At 38.5% G+C, this 21,175-nt stretch carries 19 protein-coding genes and 1 pseudogene; 15 read left to right on the top strand and 5 right to left on the bottom strand.

The window, feature by feature from the left end; all coding sequences use genetic code 11:
• Window positions 1–7: 7 nt before the first annotated feature.
• The 4 genes from TH67_RS05450 (at window position 8) to pckA (ending at window position 5,511) form a co-directional block, all read left to right on the top strand.
• Complete coding sequence (locus tag TH67_RS05450) at window positions 8–517, top strand: TRAP transporter small permease subunit (RefSeq protein ID WP_072594707.1); 510 nt, start codon at window positions 8–10, stop codon at window positions 515–517.
• A complete protein-coding gene (locus TH67_RS05455; RefSeq protein WP_072594708.1) occupies window positions 517–1,905 on the top strand; it encodes a TRAP transporter large permease in 1,389 nt (462 codons plus the stop codon). Before TH67_RS05450 ends, TH67_RS05455 begins: the two co-directional genes overlap by 1 nt.
• Before the next feature lie 122 nt (window positions 1,906–2,027).
• Window positions 2,028–3,830, top strand: coding sequence for a biotin/lipoyl-containing protein (locus TH67_RS05460; RefSeq protein ID WP_072594982.1), 1,803 nt, complete (start codon window positions 2,028–2,030; stop codon window positions 3,828–3,830).
• Between the two features lie 106 nt (window positions 3,831–3,936).
• Window positions 3,937–5,511 (top strand): phosphoenolpyruvate carboxykinase (ATP), encoded by a 1,575-nt coding sequence (pckA, locus tag TH67_RS05465; RefSeq protein WP_180371739.1) that lies wholly within the window; start codon window positions 3,937–3,939, stop codon window positions 5,509–5,511.
• 374 nt (window positions 5,512–5,885) lie between these two features.
• Here pckA and TH67_RS05470 read toward each other — a convergent pair whose 3' ends face one another.
• The 3 genes from TH67_RS05470 to TH67_RS05480 are packed head-to-tail and all read right to left on the bottom strand — an operon-like array spanning window position 5,886 to window position 8,467.
• Window positions 5,886–7,241, bottom strand: coding sequence for a cation:dicarboxylate symporter family transporter (locus TH67_RS05470; protein ID WP_072594710.1), 1,356 nt, complete (start codon window positions 7,239–7,241; stop codon window positions 5,886–5,888).
• Between the two features lie 12 nt (window positions 7,242–7,253).
• Window positions 7,254–7,748, bottom strand: coding sequence for a peptidylprolyl isomerase (locus tag TH67_RS05475; protein WP_072594711.1), 495 nt, complete (start codon window positions 7,746–7,748; stop codon window positions 7,254–7,256).
• Window positions 7,749–7,759: 11 nt separating this feature from the next.
• Entirely contained in the window at window positions 7,760–8,467 is a 708-nt protein-coding gene (locus tag TH67_RS05480; RefSeq protein ID WP_009294306.1) for a YebC/PmpR family DNA-binding transcriptional regulator, read from the bottom strand.
• A 152-nt stretch (window positions 8,468–8,619) separates the two neighbouring features.
• On the opposite strand from TH67_RS05480, the gene TH67_RS05485 reads away from it, so the two are divergent.
• The 4 genes from TH67_RS05485 to TH67_RS05500 are packed head-to-tail and all read left to right on the top strand — an operon-like array spanning window position 8,620 to window position 12,096.
• The gene (locus tag TH67_RS05485) at window positions 8,620–9,174 is read left to right on the top strand and encodes a GNAT family N-acetyltransferase (protein WP_072594712.1); all 555 of its coding nucleotides are present in this window, start codon (window positions 8,620–8,622) and stop codon (window positions 9,172–9,174) included.
• Complete coding sequence (locus tag TH67_RS05490) at window positions 9,171–9,374, top strand: heavy-metal-associated domain-containing protein (protein ID WP_072594713.1); 204 nt, start codon at window positions 9,171–9,173, stop codon at window positions 9,372–9,374. Before TH67_RS05485 ends, TH67_RS05490 begins: the two co-directional genes overlap by 4 nt.
• Before the next feature lies 1 nt (window position 9,375).
• Window positions 9,376–11,553, top strand: a complete 2,178-nt coding sequence (locus tag TH67_RS05495; protein ID WP_072594714.1) for a heavy metal translocating P-type ATPase — start codon at window positions 9,376–9,378, stop codon at window positions 11,551–11,553.
• Window positions 11,554–11,556: 3 nt separating this feature from the next.
• Window positions 11,557–12,096: an oxidoreductase gene (locus tag TH67_RS05500; protein WP_072594715.1), complete on the top strand. Its 540-nt coding sequence runs from the start codon at window positions 11,557–11,559 to the stop codon at window positions 12,094–12,096.
• Window positions 12,097–12,098: 2 nt separating this feature from the next.
• On the opposite strand, the gene TH67_RS05505 is transcribed toward TH67_RS05500, so the two are convergent.
• Complete coding sequence (locus TH67_RS05505; RefSeq protein WP_072594716.1) at window positions 12,099–12,488, bottom strand: hypothetical protein; 390 nt, start codon at window positions 12,486–12,488, stop codon at window positions 12,099–12,101.
• Window positions 12,489–12,693: 205 nt separating this feature from the next.
• Here TH67_RS05505 and argH point away from each other — a divergent pair, with 205 nt between their 5' ends.
• The 3 genes and pseudogenes from argH to TH67_RS10805 all read left to right on the top strand — a co-directional run bounded on the left by argH (window position 12,694) and on the right by TH67_RS10805 (window position 15,224).
• Entirely contained in the window at window positions 12,694–14,097 is a 1,404-nt protein-coding gene (gene argH, locus TH67_RS05510; RefSeq protein ID WP_072594717.1) for an argininosuccinate lyase, read from the top strand.
• Between the two features lie 455 nt (window positions 14,098–14,552).
• Window positions 14,553–14,822, top strand: a pseudogene (locus TH67_RS10800) (methyl-accepting chemotaxis protein); the annotation flags it as partial.
• 93 nt (window positions 14,823–14,915) lie between these two features.
• Window positions 14,916–15,224, top strand: a complete 309-nt coding sequence (locus tag TH67_RS10805) for a CZB domain-containing protein (RefSeq protein ID WP_374057351.1) — start codon at window positions 14,916–14,918, stop codon at window positions 15,222–15,224.
• Window positions 15,225–15,264: 40 nt separating this feature from the next.
• On the opposite strand, the gene TH67_RS05520 is transcribed toward TH67_RS10805, so the two are convergent.
• A complete protein-coding gene (locus TH67_RS05520) occupies window positions 15,265–15,618 on the bottom strand; it encodes a histidine triad nucleotide-binding protein (protein WP_072594719.1) in 354 nt (117 codons plus the stop codon).
• A gap of 118 nt (window positions 15,619–15,736) precedes the next feature.
• On the opposite strand from TH67_RS05520, the gene pheS reads away from it, so the two are divergent.
• The 4 genes from pheS to TH67_RS05540 are packed head-to-tail and all read left to right on the top strand — an operon-like array spanning window position 15,737 to window position 21,153.
• Window positions 15,737–16,732 (top strand): phenylalanine--tRNA ligase subunit alpha, encoded by a 996-nt coding sequence (pheS, locus tag TH67_RS05525; RefSeq protein WP_072594720.1) that lies wholly within the window; start codon window positions 15,737–15,739, stop codon window positions 16,730–16,732.
• The gene (gene pheT, locus TH67_RS05530) at window positions 16,729–19,065 is read left to right on the top strand and encodes a phenylalanine--tRNA ligase subunit beta (RefSeq protein ID WP_072594721.1); all 2,337 of its coding nucleotides are present in this window, start codon (window positions 16,729–16,731) and stop codon (window positions 19,063–19,065) included. Before pheS ends, pheT begins: the two co-directional genes overlap by 4 nt.
• Complete coding sequence (gene aroA, locus TH67_RS05535) at window positions 19,062–20,348, top strand: 3-phosphoshikimate 1-carboxyvinyltransferase (protein ID WP_072594722.1); 1,287 nt, start codon at window positions 19,062–19,064, stop codon at window positions 20,346–20,348. The genes pheT and aroA overlap by 4 nt, the downstream gene beginning before the upstream one ends.
• The gene (locus TH67_RS05540; RefSeq protein ID WP_072594723.1) at window positions 20,329–21,153 is read left to right on the top strand and encodes a 4-hydroxy-3-methylbut-2-enyl diphosphate reductase; all 825 of its coding nucleotides are present in this window, start codon (window positions 20,329–20,331) and stop codon (window positions 21,151–21,153) included. Before aroA ends, TH67_RS05540 begins: the two co-directional genes overlap by 20 nt.
• Window positions 21,154–21,175 lie beyond the last annotated feature (22 nt).

A 21,175-nucleotide genomic window follows, 5' to 3' on the forward strand; every position in this document is an offset into this window, starting at 1 on the left:
GTTGTTTATGCAAAAAGTTGAGAAATTTTTTGATAAGGTAGGCGATATAGTCGGCTATATTTGCATGTTTATTATGGCTTTGATGATAATAGACGTCTTTTTTAACGTTGTGGCAAGATACTTTTTTTCCTATGGAAACGTTGCATTTCAGGAGCTTGAGTGGTATTTTTTTGCTGTGATATTTTTGCTTGGTATGAGCTATGCATTAAAAGAAGATGCGCACGTTAGAGTTGATATCTTTTATGCTAAATTTTCACCAAAAAATAAAGCTCTTGTAAATATGATAGGAACTGTTATTTTTGTAATTCCATTTGCACTTCTGGTTTCAAATTTATCGTTTGAATTTGTGAGTGACGCTTATACTTCAGCTGAAGCTAGTGCGGATCCAGGCGGCCTTACTCACAGATGGATCATAAAAGCACTTATTCCTTTTTCTTTTTATCTACTTGTATTTTTTGCGATTGGCTTTTTTATAAGAAATTTTAATCTTTACAAAAAAGCTAAAAAGGGGGAATAATGGCTGGTTTGATAATGTTTATAGCTGCACTTTTGATGCTAGGCATTGGCTTTCCGGTAGCCTTTACCTTTGGTGCGGTTTCGATGATATTTGGCATGATTGGTAGTATTGTTGAGAGCATTGGAGACGGAGATGGGCTGCTTGGAAGTATCGAAGTTTTCAAAGATATGTTTAACTTCATGCCTTATAGAATTTTCTCTATCATGGAGAGTAGAATTTTTATAGCAGTTCCACTTTTTGTATTTATGGGCGTCGTGCTTCAAAAGTCAAAACTAGCTGAGAGGCTGCTTGAGAGTATGGGTATGCTTTTTGGAGAAATTCGCGGAGGCATTGCTATTAGCACTATCTTGGTTGGAGCACTTCTTGCAGCTTCAACTGGTGTTGTTGGTGCAAGTGTCGTTGCAATGGGCGTTATAAGCTTGCCTGTTATGTTAAAGTATAAATACGACCAAGCGCTAGGTTGTGGCACTATATGTGCTGCTGGTACGCTTGGACAGATCATTCCACCTTCTATCGTGCTGATTATTTTGGGTGATATATTTTCAGTGCCAGTTGGTGAGCTTTTTCATCAAGCCATCATCCCAGGACTCACACTAGTAGCAGTTTATATAATTTATATTTTGATTGTTGCTTATTTGAAACCAGATACAGCACCGGTAGTAAAAGATGAGAGCGGTGTTAGTAAATTTAAGCAGATCATTAGAGCACTAATCGCTATCTTTCCGCCGCTTTTACTGGTTATTTGCGTATTGGGTTCTATATTTGCAGGTATCGCTACACCAACTGAAAGTTCAGCTTTTGGCTGCGTCGGAGCCATTATTTTAGCTATTTTTTATAGGACATTTTCATTTTCTATGATAAAAGAGGCATTGGCTGAAAGCGTAAAAACCACAGCACTTGTCTTTGCCATACTTGTTGGTGCGACAGCCTTTTCTATGGTATTTAGTTATACTGGTGGCGATGAGATTGTTGAAAAATTTATGACAAATTTGCCAGGTGAGAAGTGGGGCTTTATCATTTTTAGCATGGTTGTTATCTTTGTGCTTGGCTTTTTTATCGACTTTGTTGAAATTTCATACATTGTGCTTCCTATCTTGGTGCCAATAGCCGCAAAGCTTGGTATAAATCCAATTTATCTAGCAATCTTAGTTGCGATGAATTTGCAAACTTCATTCCTAACGCCGCCATTTGGATTTAGCTTATTTTTCCTAAGATCAGTCGCACCAGCTGAGATAAAAACGACTGCTATTTATAAAGGCGTTGTGCCTTATATTTTTATTCAGCTTGCTGTACTTGTATTTTTCTGCGTCTTTCTAATGGAATTAAAGCCAATGCTTGATGCGAGCCACGGCGGATTATTAAACTTCTTACTCTCACTTTTTAAATGATATAAAAGTTTTTGGTTGTAAAATACCAAAAAACAAGCAAAATGGCTAATTTGAGTTTCTAACCAATTTAGCCATTTTCTATGAATTCTTTAAATAAATTTATAAAATTAATGAGGTGGGTGATGGCGAAGAAATTTATCGATGTTATGGATACAACCTTTAGAGATGGCTTTCAGTCAGTTTATGGCGCCAGAGTGCTTATGAACGATTTTTTGCCTGCGCTTGAAGCGGCCAAAGAGGCTGGCATAGAGCATTTTGAATTTGGTGGCGGAGCGAGATTTCAAAGCCTTTATTTTTACCTTAATGAAGATGCTTTTACGATGATGGATAAATTTAGAAGCATCGTAGGACCAAAAGCAAATCTTCAAACCCTAAGCAGGGGCGTAAATACCGTTACACTTGATACTGGTAGTCGCGAGCTAATCGACCTTCACGCAAAACTTTTTAAAAAACATGGAACTACCACCATCAGAAATTTTGACGCACTAAATGACGTTGAAAATTTAAAATATTCAGGCGAAAGGATCGCTCATCATGGACTAAAACACGAAGTCGTAGTTACGATGATGGATCTGCCTAGTGGCTGTGTGGGAGCACATGATGTTAAATTTTATGAGAAAATTTTAAGAGAAATTTTAGATGCAAACATTCCTTATCACAGCGTTTGCTTTAAAGATGCAAGTGGTACAAGTAGCCCACAAAAGGTCTATGAAACCATAAAAATGGCTAGAAAATTATTGCCAGAAAAAACTCACATCAGACTTCACACTCATGAAACCGCAGGCGTAAGTGTGGCTTGCTATCTTGCAGCGCTTGAAGCTGGCGTTGACGGCATAGATCTAGCCGCAAGCCCAGTAAGTGGCGGTACAAGTCAGCCAGATATCTTAACCATGCTTCACGCAGTTAAAGGCAAAAACTACGATCTTGGTGGACTTGACGTGGAGAAAATTTTAAAATACGAAAGCGTTTTGAATGATTGTTTAAAAGAGTATTTCTTGCCACCTGAGGCCGTACAAGTAAGCCCACTCATACCATTTTCACCGATGCCTGGTGGCGCGCTTACAGCAAATACCCAGATGATGAGAGATAACAACATCTTAGATAAATTTCCAGAGGTCATCCTTGCGATGCGCGAGGTCGTGCAAAAGGGTGGATACGGCACTTCAGTGACCCCTGTTAGCCAGTTTTACTTCCAACAAGCATTTAACAATGTGATGTTTGGCAAGTGGAAGAAGATTGCCGAGGGATACGGCAAAATGGTGCTTGGCTACTTTGGCAAGACCCCAGTTACGCCTGATAAAGAGATCATCAAGCTTGCAAGCGAGCAACTAGGCTTAAAACCAACTACAAAACACGCAGTTGATATAGCTGATAAAGATGAGAGTAAGTCGCTTGCTCATGTAAAAGAAATTCTAAAGCAAAACAATATAAAAACTACCGAAGAAAATATATTTATAGCAGCAGCTTGTAAAGAAAAGGGTATTGCATTTTTAAAAGGCGAAGCCAAAGTAAATGTAAGAAAAATCGATCCAAATGCTAAAGCAAACGAGAGCAGACAAACTCAAAGCGGCAGATATAGTGTCGTTGTAAATGGTAGCCGCTACAATGTCGAAGTAAGCGAGGGCTTTAACGACAGCATCCAAGTAAAATCAATCACTGAAGTTGAAGGCAAGAGCGTAAAAAATGCCAAAAGTGCAGCAGCAGGTGCAACTGAAAATGATATCGTTGCAAGCTTGCCGGGCGCTGTGCATAAAATTTTAGTAAGCGCAGGAGACCATGTCAAAAAGGGGCAAGCTGTAGTCGTGCTTGAAGCAATGAAGATGGAGATAGAGGTCAAAGCCCCAAAAGATGGTGTGATAGGCTCTATTGAGGTTAGCAAAGGTCAAAGCGTCGCGAACAATCAAGTGGTAGCTAAATTTAAATAAATTTGCCACTTTTAAAAAGATAGTGTTAAGCGAAATTTGATTAACATTTTGATGACTTTTAGGTCAGAATTTATAAAAAATGAAAATTTTAAAAGGAAACAACATGATAAATAAACTAGACGAGCTAGGTCTAAAGGAGATCAAAAAGATAAATCATAATCTAAGCTACGACGAGCTTTTTGAGCTTGAAAAGGCAAACAACGAGGGCAGGGTTTCAAGCAACGGCACATTTATGGTTGATACGGGAATTTTTACTGGAAGAAGCCCAAAAGATAAATATTTCGTCAAGCAAGATCCAAGCCAAAAATACATCGCTTGGGGCAAGATAAATCAGCCTATCACAAAAGAGCTTTTTGACAAGCTTCTTAAAAAAGCAAAAGATCAGCTTAGTGGCAAGGAAATTTTCATCCAAGACGCATTTTGTGGAGCTAGCAAAAAGAGTCAAAAATCAGTACGCTTTGTCACTGAAGTAGCGTGGCAAGCACACTTTGTAAAAAATATGTTTATCCGTCCAAGTGAAGCAGAGCTGGCTAAATTTGAGCCTGATTTTGTAGTATATAACGCTTGCAAGACAAAAAATGAGGACTACAAGGCTGATGGGCTACATTCAGAGGTTTTTGTTATCTTTAATGTCGAGGAAAATGTCGCAGTGATCGGCGGCACATGGTATGGCGGCGAGATGAAAAAGGGCATTTTTTCTATGATGAACTACTGGTTGCCACTTGAAGGCAAACTAAGTATGCACTGCTCTGCAAACGTAGGCGAGAAGGGCGATACAGCGCTATTTTTTGGCCTATCTGGCACTGGTAAAACTACACTTTCAACCGATCCAAAACGCAAACTAATAGGCGATGACGAGCACGGCTGGGACGATGATGGGGTGTTTAACTTTGAGGGTGGCTGCTACGCAAAATGTATCAACCTTGATCCAAGTAGCGAGCCAGAAATTTATGCAGCGATCAGACGTGATGCGTTACTTGAAAACGTTGTAGCTGACGAAAAGGGCGTGGTTGATTACAAAGACGGCTCAAAAACTGAAAATACACGCGTGAGCTATCCAATCTATCACATCGATAACTATGAGCCAAGCTCAAGCGCTGGCCATCCAAAAAATATCATCTTTTTAAGTGCTGATGCTTTTGGCGTGCTCCCTCCAGTTGCAAAGCTGACAAAAGAGCAGGCGATGTATTATTTCCTAAGTGGCTACACAGCAAAAGTTGCTGGCACAGAGCGCGGTATAACTGAACCTGTCGCTACTTTTAGTGCTTGCTTTGGCGAGCCATTTATGCCACTTCACCCAACTGTTTATGCAAAACTACTAGGTGAGAAGATCGATAAACACGGCGTTAATGTCTATCTTGTAAATACAGGCTGGAGCGGCGGTGCTTACGGCGTTGGCAAGCGTATGAGCATAAAAGCAACTCGTGCTTGCATAAATGCGATCCTTGATGGCAGCATCACAAAATGTGAGTTTGAAAATTTTGATAAATTTAACTTTGCTATCCCAAAAGAGCTTGATGGCGTCGAGACAAAACTGCTAAATCCTATAAACACATGGGCAAATCCAGCTCAGTATAACGCTTCACGCGATAAGCTAGCTAAAATGTTTGTTGAAAATTTCAAACGCTATGAAGATGTAAAAGAGGGTGTTGAATACGCTAAAGCTGGTCCAAGAGCTTAATTTATATATAGCCTTGCAAAGAGTTTGCAAGGCTGTTCCTAATATCTTACAAGAATTTTTAGTTAATATTTTTTATATGACTAAATTTAAAGTATTTCTCTTCTAAATTATAAGCTCAAGTTATTACATTTGTAAATTTATTCTAGTAAGTAACAAAATATTAGATATTGCCAAATATATGAGTTACTAACAAAATTTTCCTATTACACTTAGTCCCTAGTTTTTCTTTTTGCGCTTGAACCAGTTATCAAATATCATTTATTGTGTTGTTTTCTAAAAATTTTTATAGGTTTGAGAGGAGGAGATAGATCGCATAAATTTAGGGTAAAAAGAAAAAATAAGGGCAAAGCTGCCCTTATAGTTATAAAGTTATATTATGAGTGAAAGTGAAATTCCTCAGGATGATCTAGTGCGTATCTAAATTTATCCATATCGACTTTTTTATCCCAGATAGAAACTATCATGCAGCCAACGGCATTACCGCAGAGATTGCCAACAGCACGCATTTCTGACATAAATTTATCAACGCCAAGTAGCACGGCTACGGTGACGACTGGTATGCCAGTGCTTGGAAGTGCGCTTAGTGTTCCAGCAAGGACGACAAAGCCTGATCCTGTCACGCCAACAGCGCCTTTGCTTGTGATCATTAGTACGATTAAAATGCTTATTAGATGCTCAAAGCTTAGCGGGATGTTGAAAGCTTGAGCTAAGAAGATAACGCTTAAACTTAGATAGATGTTGGTGCAGTCAAGGTTAAATGAGTAGCCAGTTGGAATGATAAGTCCAACAGCGCCTCTATTTATACCAGCTGATTCTAGCTTTTGCATAAGTGGTGCAAGAGCTGTTTCGCTCGAGCTTGTCGCAAAGACTACCAATACCTCTTTTGAGATAAAACGCATAAATTTAAAGACATTGATTTTTGCAAAATAGCAGATAACACCAAGCACGACAAATATGAAAAAGCAGCTTGCAAGTGCCATAACAACCAAAAGCTCCATCATGCCAAGAAGCGTTCCGATACCAAATTTGCCGATCAGATAAGCCATAGCTGAAAATGCAGCCACTGGGCTAAAGAGCATAAGCCAGCTAAGAAGTTTTAAGACATAGTGCTGAATAAATTCAAGTGGCTTTAGGCAAGCTTGTTTTTTATCATGTGCTAGTAGCGAAAGCACGATGGCAACAATAATGGCCATGAAAAGTACTTGAAGTGTGTTTGATTTTATAAATGGATCAAGTATATGCACGTAAGGGAAGATGTCATCTACTGGCACAGCACCTCTTAAAAGATGAAGCGTATGTGCTACAAATCCGCTATTTGCGTCCATATTTGCAGCCTGAGATGTAAATTTAGCTACGCTTGAGGCATCAAGCTGAGTGTAGTCAAGATTCATACCATGTCCTGGACGAAGTGTCTCGCCAAAGATGATACCAACAGCAAGCGCAAGTGTGCTAACTATCTCAAAATAGATAAATGCCTTTAATCCAATAGATCCAAGATCTTTTAGGCTCTCAAGTCCAACGATACCTGAAACGATCGTTAAAAAGATAATAGGACCGATTAAAATTTTAAGTGCTTTTATAAAATAATCAATGCCTGGTTTGCTTGCTATACCAAGCTCAGGCGCGACCATGCCAACGATAACGCCACCAACAATACCGATCACAACCCAAAAGGCAAGATTGGTAAATAATCTTACAGCAAGATTTCCTTGCTTTTTAGCATTATTCATAAATTTTCCCCTTTATAGGCTTTCTCTGATCTTAGCAGAGATGATCTTATCGCCTTGTCTTATGGCGTCAAGCACCTTTAGGCTCTCTTCATCAACACATTTTCCAAAGACTGTATGCACGCCATCAAGATGAGGTTGCTTGCTATGACAGATGAAAAACTGTGATCCGCCAGTATCACGTCCCGCATGAGCCATGCTAAGGCTACCGCGCTCGTGTTTTACCTTTTGCTTATCGCATTCACATTTTATTCTCCAGCCAAGACCGCCTGTGCCTGTTCCATTTGGGCAGCCACCTTGGATGACAAAATTTGGTATAACTCTGTGAAAATTTAGACCATTATAAAAGCCCGATTTTATCAAATGTACAAAATTTGTAACAGCTTGTGGAGCTTCCTCGGCAAAAAGTTCAAGTCTGATCTCGCCTTTGTCTGTCTCTAAAACTGCAAATTTATCTTTTTTAAGCTCATCTAAATTTATGTCATAAACTTTTAATTCATCAAAACGCATGTATTTCCTTTTTATTCGATATTTGTATAAACTGCTTGGACGTCATCGTCGTCTTCTAGCTTGTCAAGAAGCCTCTCGACCTCAAGCATTTGCTCTTCATTTAGGCTCACGGTTTGATTTGGTAAGTACTGAAGTGAAGCTTTTTTAACTACTAAATTTAGCTTCTCTATGCCTTCATGAAGTGTGCCAAAATTTGCGTAATCGCCATAAACAAATAGTGCGTTTTCGTCTTCTTCGATGTCACTTAGACCATAATCAATCAGCTCAAGCTCGATCTCTTCGATATCTGCACTTGGTTTTTCAAGCTCAAAAACGCTCTTTCTTGTAAACATAAAGCTAAGGCTGCCACTTGGCAAAATTTCTCCGCCATTTTTGCTAAATATCGCTTTTACATTTGCAACTGTTCTTGTTGGATTGTCAGTCGCACACTCAACGATGATTTGCACGCCGTGAGCTGCTTTGCCGTCATAAAAAATAGTCTTAATATCGGCGCTATCTTTGCCATTTGCTCTTTTTATAGCTGCATCGATGTTGTCTTTTGGCATATTTTCAGCTTTTGCTGCTGCGATAGCTGCACGAAGTTTAGGGTTCATATCTGGATCACAACCACCATCTTTTGCGGCTACTGTTATAGCTTTTGCAAGTTTTGGAAATACCTTGCTCATCTTATCCCATCTAGCTTCTTTTGCCGCTCTTCGGTACTCAAATGCTCGTCCCATAAATATCCTTAAATAAATTTTTTACGGATTATAACTAAAAAAATTTTATACTTTTTTAAAACATTTTTACTTTGCCTATTGGGGATTATTGATTTGTAAATCGCAGGTTGATATTTGGTAAAAATTTAAGCTAGAGTTTTATAATGACACACATGATACAAAATGCTCAAAAACAAGATGCAAAAAGCTGCATAAAGCTACTAAATCTAGCAATGGAGGATATCGCCTACAAGCTAAGTGGCTACGATGATCCTATTAAAAGTGATGAAATTTTAGAAATTTTTTTCAAAAGTGAGACAAATAGACTAAGCTATAAAAATGTCTTTGTTTATAAAAATAACGAGGAAATCATCGCTGCTATGTGTGTATATTTTGGTGGCGACGCGGAGCAGCTTGATAGAGAAATTTCACAACATTTAAAGGCTCTTGGCAAAGATGACAAGGTAGAAAAAGAGTGTTTTGACGATGAGTTTTATATAGATAGTATCGCTGTTGATGAAAATTTTAGAGGCCAAGGGCTTGCAAAAGAGCTCATAAGGCATTCATTTGTCGTAGCAAAAGAATTAGGGCATAAAAAGGTTTCATTAATAGTAGATACAAATAAGCCAAAAGTTCGTAAATTTTACGAGAGCCTTGGCTTTAAATTTAATGTCAAGAAAATTGTAAATTTACACGAATACGACCACATGATAAAGGAGATAATATGAAAACATTTGAAGTAAACAATATCCACTGCCAAAACTGCGCAAACACTATAAAAAACGCACTTGAAGATGACTTTGGCGAGATAAAAGTCGATCTTAGCAAAGAGCCAAGACAAGTAAGCGTCGATATAAAAGATGGCGATGTAGAGAAATTTAAATCAGAAATGGCTGATCTTGGATTTGACGTTATAAAGGAGCTTTGATATGCCTTTAAAAGTCAAACTAAATATAGCTGGAATGAGCTGCGTAAATTGCTCAAACGCTATCGAGAAGGTTTCTAAAAAGATAGATGGGGTGCTTGAAGCAAATGTAAATTTTGCAAATGCAAGCGGCGAATTTGTCCTAAAAGACGCTAGCGTGCGTGAAGTTTTAGAGCAAAAGATAAAGAAGCTTGGCTATTTTGTGGCGACAAATATTGATGAATTTGAAGCCAAAAGAGACGAGCATATAACTGCGATCAGAAATAAATTTATATTTGCATTTCTAGCGAGCATGGTCATCATGGCGCTTGAGATGTTTGTAAGGCCTAGCGTGGTTGTAAATTTAGCCATTTTAGCGCTTGGATTTTTGGTGCTAGCTTTTAGTGGCAAAGACTTCTTTGCTCACGCCATAGAGGCTGTTAAAAACAAAAACTACGATATGAACGTGCTTGTAGCTCTTGGAAGCGGCAGTGCATTTTTATACTCGCTTTTTGTTGTGATCTTTTCAGATTTCATCCCAGATGATCTAAAAAATGTCTATGTCTCGGGCGCAGCGATGATAATAGCCTTTGTTTTGCTAGGTAAGTATCTTGAAGAGCGCTCAAAGGCAAAGGCAGGCGACTACCTAAAGACGCTACTTAAAATTTCGCCAAAGACCGCCTTTTTGGTCATGCCAGATGGACATAGTAAAGAGGTAAATGTAAATGAGCTAAAAGTAGGCGACATCGTCATCGTAAAAAATGGCTACAACATTCCAAGTGATGGCGTGATAGTTCAAGGTGGCGCTGAGATAGATGCTTCGATGCTAACAGGCGAGAGCTTGCCAGTTTATAAAGAGGTGGGAGATGGCGTATTTGCCGGCACTCTAAACACAAATGGCTACATAAGCGTCAAGGTGACAAAGAGCTCTTACGAGAGCTTGCTATCTCAAATTTTAAACCTACTAAGCGACGCTAGCTCTAAAAAGATGCCTATCGGACGGCTGGCTGACAAGATAGCAAACATCTTTGTGCCAAGTGTCGTGGCGATCTCAGTTCTTACATTTTTAATATGGATAATTTTTAGTGGAAATTTCGCCTATGCGATCTCTAGCGCGATCTGCGTGCTTATCATCTCATGCCCATGCGCACTAGGACTTGCCACGCCAATAGCAATAGTAAGCGCGCTTGCACGTGGTGCAAAAGCTGGAATTTTAGTAAAAAATCCAGAAGTTTTAGAGCTAATAAAAGATGCTAAATTCGTAGCATTTGACAAAACAGGCACACTTAGTAAAGGACAAATCAGCGTCAAAAGCTTAAATTTAAGCGAGCAAGATTTAGCTCTTATCGCTTCTGCTGAAAATTTAAGTGAGCATCTCATCTCAAAAGCTATCGTTAGATATGCAAAGCAAAAATGTATAGATTTACAAAAGCTAAATGGAAAATTTCAAAATGTTGTCGGGCAAGGCATCATCTATGAGGATGAGAATAATCAGATAATAATCGGAAACGAAAAGCTGCTTTTGGCAAATGAAGTAAGTTTAAATCCGGATGAAAGTAACGCTATAAAAGAGGCTACAAACGATGGAAGCGGCGTCATACTTTGTACTATAAATAAAAAATTTGTTGGTTTTTTAACGCTTAGTGATGAGCTAAAAGACGAGGCAAGCGATGTTATAAACGAGCTTACAAGTCTAAATTTACAAAGTGTGATCCTTTCAGGCGATGATGAGAAAGTAGTTGCAAGCATCGCTAAGAAGCTAAATGTGAGTAAATATCACGCAAATATGCTGCCTGAAGATAAATTTAATGAGATAAAAGAGCTTACAAATCATGGTGGCGTTATCTTTGTTGGAGATGGCGTAAACGACTCACCATCACTTAAAGAAGCAAGTGTTGGTATCGCTATGAACTCGGGCTCAGATATAGCAAAAGGTGCTGGAGATATCGTGCTTATTAAAAATGATTTGCGTGGAGTGACTGGACTAGTTAGATTAGCAAATGCTACTATGGCAAACATAAAAGAAAATTTATTTTGGGCATTTATGTATAACGCGATTTGTATTCCAGTGGCTGCAGGCGTGCTCTACCCTGTCTTTGGGCTACTTTTAAGCCCAGTTTATGGCTCAATGGCGATGTGTCTTAGCTCTGTTACTGTCGTTTTAAACGCACTTAGACTTAGATATCTACGACTTAAGGATTAAAATTTGAAACTTGGAGAACTTTATAGCGTTGTAGCGGCTGCGATTGCTGCAAATTTTAGTGGCATTTTGGATGTTTCATCTTTTATGCGTATCAAAAAGACAAATGCGTGGATAACGCAGACTAATAGCGAAGCAAATAAAAAAGGCAATGAGCTTTATACCAAATTTATCAAAGATGAAAGTAGTGCTGCTTTATGTGACGATTTTGTCATTTTAAAGTCAAAATTTGAGGCAAGTTACTATTTTTCGTCTGCAAAAGATGATCTAGCTCAATTTTATAAGGCTATAAATTTTCAGCCAAAAATGGGCGAGGTTGATAGCATCTCAAATCAGCTAATTTTATTAGCAAATATCTTAAAAAGTGAAGCATCTAAGGAGTCTATGAAGCTTCTTGCAGCTTTTAGTGTCTCATTTTTCTTGCCTTATGCTAAACAGCTTTCAAAAGATATCCAAAAAGACGCAACTAGCAATTTTTATAAATCAATGGGATATTTTTTAGAGGATTTTTGCCTAGTTTTAGAAACTATTATTGGCAAGGCTTAGTTTTAAGCCTGTGCCATTTCTATCATTTGAGTTTTAATGCTTAAAATATTATTTTGAATGGCTGACTGCTCTAAATTTAAGTAATGAAGCATTTGCATAGAGTTACGATCTTTTAGGCTTTGGATGCTTGAAATTTGATGCGAAATATCTAGCTTTTGATCTTGTAATTTTTCTAAGTCTTTTTGTAACTGTATGGCACTTGCTTTATTAATAATTATAGAGGAAATTTTAGCATCTTCTCTTTGTTCTACATGTACTTCATTGCTTCTAACAATATCTTTCTTGTCATAGCCGGAAGATACTAGCATGCTTGTTTTTGAGCTATTTGAAGAGATAGATGTATAGCCATCATGATAGAAAATATTTGAGTTCATATTCGCGTCTATTTGCATATCATCCTTCCTCTTATAGATTATTTTTATTTTAAACTATCTCAATAGAAAATTAAAATAGTTTTTAAAAAGTTATATTTTGAATTATATTTCCATATCCTTAAAGATAAATTATATTTATAACTTTTTTTGCAACTTTATAGTTAAAATGCCCAGTTAAGTGCTATTTTGTTAAAATCACGCAAAACTAATTAAAGGTAAAGCTATGAAAAAAGATGAAAACGCACACAAAAAGATGTGGGAAGGCAGATTTAGCGAGGCTAGCTCGAAGCTACTTGAGGAATTTAATGCCTCTATAAATTTTGATAAAAATCTTTTTGAAGAAGATATTGCTGGAAGTAAGGCTCACGCAAAGATGCTTGGAATTTGTGAAATTTTGAAAAAAGATGAGTCAGAGGCGATCATAAAGGGGCTTGATGAGGTTTTATCTGAGATAAGAGCAGGTAAATTTGAGTTTAAGTTAGAAGATGAAGATATACATATGGCAGTTGAGAAGCGCCTTAGCCAGATCATCGGAGCCGAGCTTGGTGGCAGACTGCACACAGCTAGAAGTAGAAATGACCAAGTTGCGCTTGATTTTAAATTTTACGTTTTGAAGAAAAATTTAGAAATTTCATCTCTCATTAAAGAGCTCATCGCCACGCTTACAAATTTAGCCAAAAATCACAAAGATACGCTAATGCCAGGCTACACACATCTTCAACACGCTCAGCCAGTAAGCCTTAGCTATCACTTGCTAGCATATGCATTTATGTTTAAAAGAGATTTCGAGCGTTTTGTTAGCTCATATGAGCGAAACAACCTAAGTCCGCTTGGTTCAGCAGCCCTTGCAGGCACTCCTCATAAGATAGATAGAACTATCGTTGCAAGTGAGCTTGGCTTTGCGGGTTGCACGCAAAATGCGATGGATAGCGTGAGTGACCGTGATTTTGCGCTGGAAATTTTATTTAACATTAGCGTTTTCATGACGCACGCTTCTAGGCTTTGCGAGGAGCTCATACTTTGGAGCTCGCAAGAATTTGGCTTTGTAAGCATCAGTGACGCTTATAGCACGGGTAGCTCCATAATGCCTCAAAAGAAAAATCCAGACGTTGCTGAGCTCATACGCGGTAAAACTGGGCGTGTAAATGGAAATTTGGTAGCGTTACTAACCACGATGAAAGGCCTGCCACTTGCTTACAATAAAGATATGCAAGAAGATAAAGAGGGTGTGTTTGACAGCGTCTCAACCATTTTAAGCTCGGCTACTATCCTAAACGAGATGATAAAAACAGCTAAATTTAACGAAAAAAACATGCTAAAAGCAACAAAAATTGGGCATCTAAGTGCCACTGATTTGGCAGACTATCTAGTGCGTGAAAAAAACATCCCATTTAGAACGGCGCATTTTATCACAGGCAAAGCTGTCGCAAAGGCTGAAAGCTTGGGACTTGATTTGAGTGAATTAAACGAAGAGCAGCTAAAAAGTGTGGATGAAAATTTAGATGCAAATGCTATTAAATTTTTAGATCTTCACGCTTCAAAAGAGGCGCGTTGTTCGCAGGGCGGCACGGCAAATAAAAGCGTTGATGAGCAGATAGAAATTTTGGACTACTGGCTTAAGAAATAAAGAGCTATAATTACGCAAAATCTACAAATTTTAAAGGATGAAAAATGTTTTTTGATGGCAAAAATAAAGAGCTTTCTAGTAAAAATGAAGCTTTAGAGAGAGAAAATGAAGCTTTAAAGGCTGAGATTTTAGCGCTTAAAGAGGAGCTAAAAAACGTTAAAACTTGCGAGCCAAAAGAGCAAGCTAAGGATAAGCAAGAGGCTGTAAATTTATTGCTTTCAAGTTATCAAGATGGTATAAATTTCTTGCAATTAACAATGGAAGAAAACCTAAAAATGCTTGAAAGTATAAATGGACTAAATGAAAAGACTTTCAAAGAGACGGGCGAACTCAAGTCGCAAACGGCTGAAATTTTAAACTCGATCGAGCAAGTAAGCCAGATGAGTAATGACCTTTCAAATGACGCATCTTCACTTGATGGAAGCGTAAATTCGATTGTTGAGATTATAAATCTAATTAAAGACATCTCAGATCAGACAAATTTACTAGCCCTAAATGCTGCTATCGAGGCGGCCCGTGCTGGTGAGCATGGACGAGGTTTTGCTGTCGTGGCAGATGAGGTTAGAAAGCTAGCTGAACGCACTCAAAAAGCAACTCTTGAAGTAGAAGTAAATATAAATGGCCTTAAGCAAAGTGCGAATACTATGATCGAAATGAGTGAGAATTTCTCAAAAATTTCTGCAAATGCTATGAAAATTTTAGGTGGATTTGAAGGAAACATCTCAAGCGTAAACTCAAATACGCAAAATATCCTAAATCAGGCTCTAAATGTTACAAATGAAGTCTATGTAAGCAATGGAAAAATAGATCATATAAATATGAAGCTAAATGGATATAGAGGCATACTTTTAAATGAATTTAATAAAATTCAAGATGTTCATGAGTGTAGATTTGGCAAATGGTATGAAAAAGATGTGAAAAATACTCTTGTAAAAGATGCCAAAATTCTCTCAAGTATCGCAGCTCATCATGAAAATGTTCATCATGGACTAGAAAAAGCGATGGTTATTTTTGCTGATAAAGACAAAGGAAATCTACCTGGCGTTGAAATATTAAAAGATGTCGAAAACTCAAGTAAAGTAGGTTTTGAAGAGTTGCTTGAAGCTATTAAGGCTGCAAGAAAATAAAATCTTAGACTCATGCTTTGAGTCTAAGATTTATAAGTTATTAAAATGTGCTTTGTGGATCAGCTACGCCTTCGCTCCAGCCAAGCTTAGCTCCGCCAAGCAGGTGAAAATGCAGATGCATAACTTCTTGACCACCGTTTTCACCGCAGTTTGTGATGAGGCGGTATCCGCTCTTATCAACGCCCATTAAGGTCGCCACTTCTTGGATAAATTTAGTCATCTCTCCCATTAAAATCGGATCCATCTCTTGGAAATTTTTATAGTGTTTTTTTGGGATGATTAGGATGTGGATTGGTGCTTTTGGGTTTATGTCGTTAAAAGCTAGAAATTTCTCGCTTTCAAGCACTTTGTTGCAAGGGATTTCACCGGCTACGATCTTTTCAAATATGGTCATTTTAGCTCCTTTGAAATTTTGCAAAATTATATCAAAGTGTGCTTAAATTTCGTGCTCTTTATCTTGATTTTAACTCTTTTTCTATAAAATCGACTCAAAAATTTATAAAGGTAAAAAATTGCAAGATTTCGTTAATAAAATCAAAAATGAAATTTCAACGCTTGACGATCTTGAGAAGGTCAGGGTAGAAATTTTTGGCAAAAAGGGCATCTTGGCGCAAGGTTTTGCAAAGCTAAAAGAGCTTGGCGAAGATGAGAAAAAGGAATTTGCAGCAAATTTAAATAAGCAAAGAGATGAGCTTGGCGCGCTAATAGAAGCTAAAAAGGCTGAGCTTAGCGAGCAAGAGATAGATAACAAAATGAAAAAAGAAGCCGCTGATATCACGCTATTTAATGAGCCTGTTGCTAGCGGGGCACTTCATCCTGTAATGGCTACGATGGATAAGATAATTGAGTATTTTTTAGCTCTAAATTTCTCGCTCGAGACTGGGCCGCTTATAGAAGATGATTTTCACAACTTTGAGGCGCTAAATTTACCAAAATACCACCCAGCAAGGGATATGCAAGATACATTTTATCTAGATGATTTTAGACTTTTAAGGACGCATACGAGCCCAGTTCAGGTGCGAACTATGTTAAATCAAAAGCCGCCTATTCGCATGATAGCGCCAGGCACCGTCTTTAGACGTGATATGGATTTAACGCATACACCGATGTTTCACCAAGTCGAGGGCCTTGTGGTGGAGGATGCTGAGAAAGTTAGTTTTGCAAATTTAAAATCAATGCTTGAGGGCTTTTTAAAGCACATGTTTGGCGATGTTGAAGTGCGTTTTCGCCCTAGCTTTTTCCCATTTACGGAGCCTAGCGCAGAGGTTGATATTAGTTGTATATTCTGCCACGGCAAGGGCTGCAGAGTGTGCAAGCATACTACTTGGCTTGAGGTGCTTGGATGCGGAGTCGTTGATCCAAATGTATTTAAGGCAGTTGGCTATAAAAATGTAAGTGGATACGCTTTTGGTCTTGGCGTTGAGAGATTTGCGATGTTGCTTCATAGAGTACCTGATCTAAGGTCGCTTTTTGAGGGAGATTTAAGATTGTTGGAGCAGTTTAAATGATAATTTCAAAGCATTGGTTAAACGAGTGGATCGACCTTAGCGAGGTTAGTGGCGAGACACTTTCAAAGACATTAAATTCTATCGGGCTAGAGGTTGATAGCTATAAAGAGATAAATTTACCTAAGAGCATTGTGGTTGGCTACATAAAAAGTAGAGAAAAGCACCCAGATGCCGATAAGCTAAGCGTTTGTCAAGTGGATGTTGGTGGAGAGACGCTTCAGATCGTGTGTGGGGCTAAAAACGTTGAAGCTGGCCAGTTTGTGCCAGTTGCACTTATTGGTACGACTATGCCAAATGGTCTTGAGATAAAAAAAGCAAAGCTAAGAGGTATCGAGTCAAGTGGCATGATCTGCTCTTCAAGTGAGCTGGGACTTCCAAAGGTAAACGATGGAATTTTACCACTTGATGAGAGCATCGGCAAGCTAAAACTTGGTACAAGTCTTAGCGAATTTGAGATATTTAAAGATACGATAATCGAAGTTGATATCACGGCAAACAGAGGCGATTGCCAAAATTTACATGGCATCGCAAGAGAAATTTGTGCAGCGCTTGATCTAAATATGAAAGATAGCCACGAAGACGATGAGAGCGAAAATTTACTAGGTATTGGCAGAATAGCTTCTGTGCGAGCAGAGGATAAAGTAAATGGGTCATTTTTGTATAAGGCTTTTGAGCTAAAAGAGGGACTATACGAAAATCTAATAACTCGCATGCGTCTAGCATTAATAGAGTGCCAAAAGACAAATTTAGTTGAGAGACTGCTTGAATATGCGACGTTTTGCACGGGTGTTTTATTTAGGGCTTATGATCACGCTAAATTAGTAAGTGAAGGCGAAAAAGCTGTTTTTGATATAAAAAATGGCGAAAATGGCGAATGTGTCGTTTATTGCGGGGATAAAAATTTAGGCATTGCTGGAATTTACCAAAGTGACGTAGCAAGGGTAGATGAGAAGTCAAAAGTGATCCTAGTAGAAGCTAGCTACGTAAAGCCAGATGTAGTTTCAAAAGCTATTTTTGAAAATAAAAATTTACCAAAGGGTGATCAAATTTATCGCTCAAGTCGTGGTAGCGAGCCAAATTTAGCTTATGGTGCGGATTATTTATTTAAAAGACTTGCCAATTTTAAAGATGCTCTAAATCTCTTTGCTGGCTCACAGCAGTCGCTTTTAAACACCGAGCCTATAACACTAAGTATCTCTCTTTTTGAGCTTAAAAATATGATCGGTCAAGATATAGCTAGAAATGACGTCGTTAAAATTTTAAAGAAACTTGGCTTTGAGATCGCAGTAAATGTTGAGCAAGAAAGCTTTAACGTAAAAGTGCCGTTATTTCGCCATGATATAGTAAATTCTCACGATGTTTGCGAGGAGATCGTAAGGATAATAGGCATAGATAATATCGCCTCAAAACCACTAAATTTCTCTGAGAAAAATAGGCTAAATAAGACATATTTTGATTATAAAAACGCCCTAAATCTAAGGTGTAGAGCAGCTGACAATGGCTTTTTTGAAAGTGTGCACTACGTATTTGACAGCCTTGATGAGCTAAGTGAGCTAAATTTCAAACCTTGCAAGATAAAGATACTAAATCCTATAAATAACGAGTTAAACACGCTTAGACCGACACTTGTTAATCACCTTTTAAGCTCAAGTGAGAAAAATATCAAAAACTCGAAACGCTCAGTTAGGCTATTTGAGCTTGGAGAAATTTTTGATGAAAATGCAAACCAGGGCTTAAATCTAGGCTTTGTTGTGTCTGGACTTTTAAAAGAACCGACTCTGATAAACGGCGCAAAGGGCGAGGAGACAAATTTCTATGCATTTGCATCGATGGTGCAAAATGTCATAGGTAAATTTGAGCTAAAGCCTTGCCAGGGTATCTCATATCTTAGCCCATACGAACAAGCACACATCTATCAAAATGGCGAAGATATCGGATATATTGGTAGGATTGATGCAAGAGTAGAGGCAAAGAGAGATCTGCCAAGAGCTTACGTCTGTGAGATAGATTTTACTAAGCTCAAATTTGAACCGATCTTGGCAGTACCTTACTCAAAATTTCAAAGCACAACAAGGGATCTTAGCCTCATTGTGCCTGAAAATTTTGAGGCTGGACGAATTTATGAGTGCATAAGAGGGCTAAACCTAAAAGAGCTAAAAGAATTTTTACCAGTTGATATTTATAAAGATGCGAAGCTAAATGGCTCTATCAGTCTTAGCCTTAAATTTACATTCCAAGATATGGAAAAAACGCTTGAAGATGACGATATAAACGCACTTATGGATAAAATTTTAAGTGAGCTAAAAGATAAACTAAATATCGGAATAAGATGAGAATTTATCCATTAGAAAAAAGTCTAAATTTAACTATTGATGATATCGCAGCGGATAAGTCCATCTCGCATAGATGCGCGATGTTTTCGCTTTTAAGTGACAAGCCATCTCGCGTTAGAAACTACCTAAGAGCAGGCGACACTCTAAATACCTTAAAAATAGTCGAGCTCCTTGGCGCAAAGATCGAAGATAACGGAGCTGAGATAACGATCACTCCGCCACAAAAGATAAAAGAGCCAAATGAAATTTTGGAGTGTGGCAACTCAGGCACAGCGATGAGGCTTTTTATGGGGCTACTAGCCGCGCAGGAGGGCTTTTTTGTGCTAAGTGGCGATAAATATTTAAATTCTCGCCCGATGGCAAGGATAGCAAATCCTCTAAATGAAATGGGTGCAAAGATAGATGGCGCAAACAACGCAAACAACGCCCCTCTTTGCATAAGAGGGACTAAATTTGAAAGATTTAGTTTTGATAGCAAGATCGCCTCAGCTCAGGTAAAAAGCGCACTTTTGCTAGCAGCTCTTTACTCAAATGGCTGCAAATTTAGCGAGCCAGAGCTAAGCAGAGACCACACTGAGCGTATGCTTGCAGGCATGGGAGCTGATATAAAGCGTGACGGCTTAGAGATCACGCTAGAGCCGATGAAAGGCCCGCTTGCGCCACTTGATATAGACGTGCCAAATGACCCAAGCTCGGCATTTTTCTTTGCAGTCGCAGCTCTAATCATCCCAAATTCGCATATCATTTTAAAAAAAATCTTGCTAAATAAAACTCGCATCGAAGCTTACAAAGTTTTAGAAAAAATGGGCGCTGAGATAAAATTTCACAAAACCTCAAGCAAATGCGAAGATATCGGCGATATTGAGGTTAGATACTCGCCAAATTTAAAAGGTGTAGAGGTTAGCGAAAATATCTCGTGGCTCATCGACGAAGCCCCAGCCTTAGCCATCGCATTTGCCTGCGCTAAGGGTCAAAGCAAGCTAACAAATGCAAAAGAGCTTCGCGTAAAAGAGAGCGACAGGATAGCTGTCACGATAAATGCGCTAAAGCAGTGCGGTGTCGATGCTAGCGAGCTTGAAGATGGCTTTATCATAAATGGCTCTGAGGCGAAATTTGCTACGATAGATAGCCATGGAGATCACAGGATCGCCATGAGCTTTGCCATACTTGGACTAAAATGTGGTATGCATATAGAAAAGAGCGAATTTATCGCTACTTCGTTTCCAAATTTTGCTGAAATTTTAAAGAAAATGGGAGCTAGAGTTGAAGATCGAGCTTGCTAGTAGTTATGGATTTTGCTTCGGCGTAAAAAGGGCTATAAAAATAGCTGAAAACGCTGGAGATGCCGCAACCATCGGTCCGCTCATACATAATAACGAAGAGATAAACAGGCTTGAGAAAAACTACAATGTAAAGACGCTTAAGGGCATAGATGAGCTAAAAGATGAGAAAAAGGCGATCATCCGCACTCATGGCATCACTAAAAACGACCTTGCAGAGCTAAAAAAGACCGATATAAAAGTGATCGACGCAACTTGTCCATTTGTGACAAAGCCGCAACAAATTTGTGAAAAAATGAGTGAAGAAGGCTATGATGTGGTGATCTTTGGCGACATGCATCACCCAGAGGTAAAAGGGGTGAAGTCGTATGCCAAGGGCAACGTCTATGTCGTGCTTGAAGAGAGCGAGCTAGAAGGCATTAAATTTAAGCAAAAGGTCGCGCTCGTTAGCCAAACTACTAGAAAAGTTGAGAAATTTATGCAGATCGCAAACTATCTCATGCTTCATGTAAAAGAGCTGCGCGTTTTTAACACGATCTGCAATGCGACATTTGAAAACCAAGAGGCTGCTAAAAATTTAGCAAAAAGAGCTGACGTGATGATAATAATCGGCGGTAAAAACAGCTCAAACACAAAACAACTCTACCTAATATCTAAAAATTTCTGCGAAGATAGCTATCTCATTGAAAGCGAAGAAGAGCTTGAAAGATCATGGTTTGATGGCAAAAATTTGTGTGGCATAAGTGCGGGTGCTAGCACGCCTGACTGGATCATACAAAAAGTAGTTGATAGAATCAAAAAAGTATAAAATTTATCCTAGCTAAAGCCAC

The organism is Campylobacter concisus (assembly GCF_001891085.1).
GTDB lineage: Bacteria > Campylobacterota > Campylobacteria > Campylobacterales > Campylobacteraceae > Campylobacter_A > Campylobacter_A concisus_O.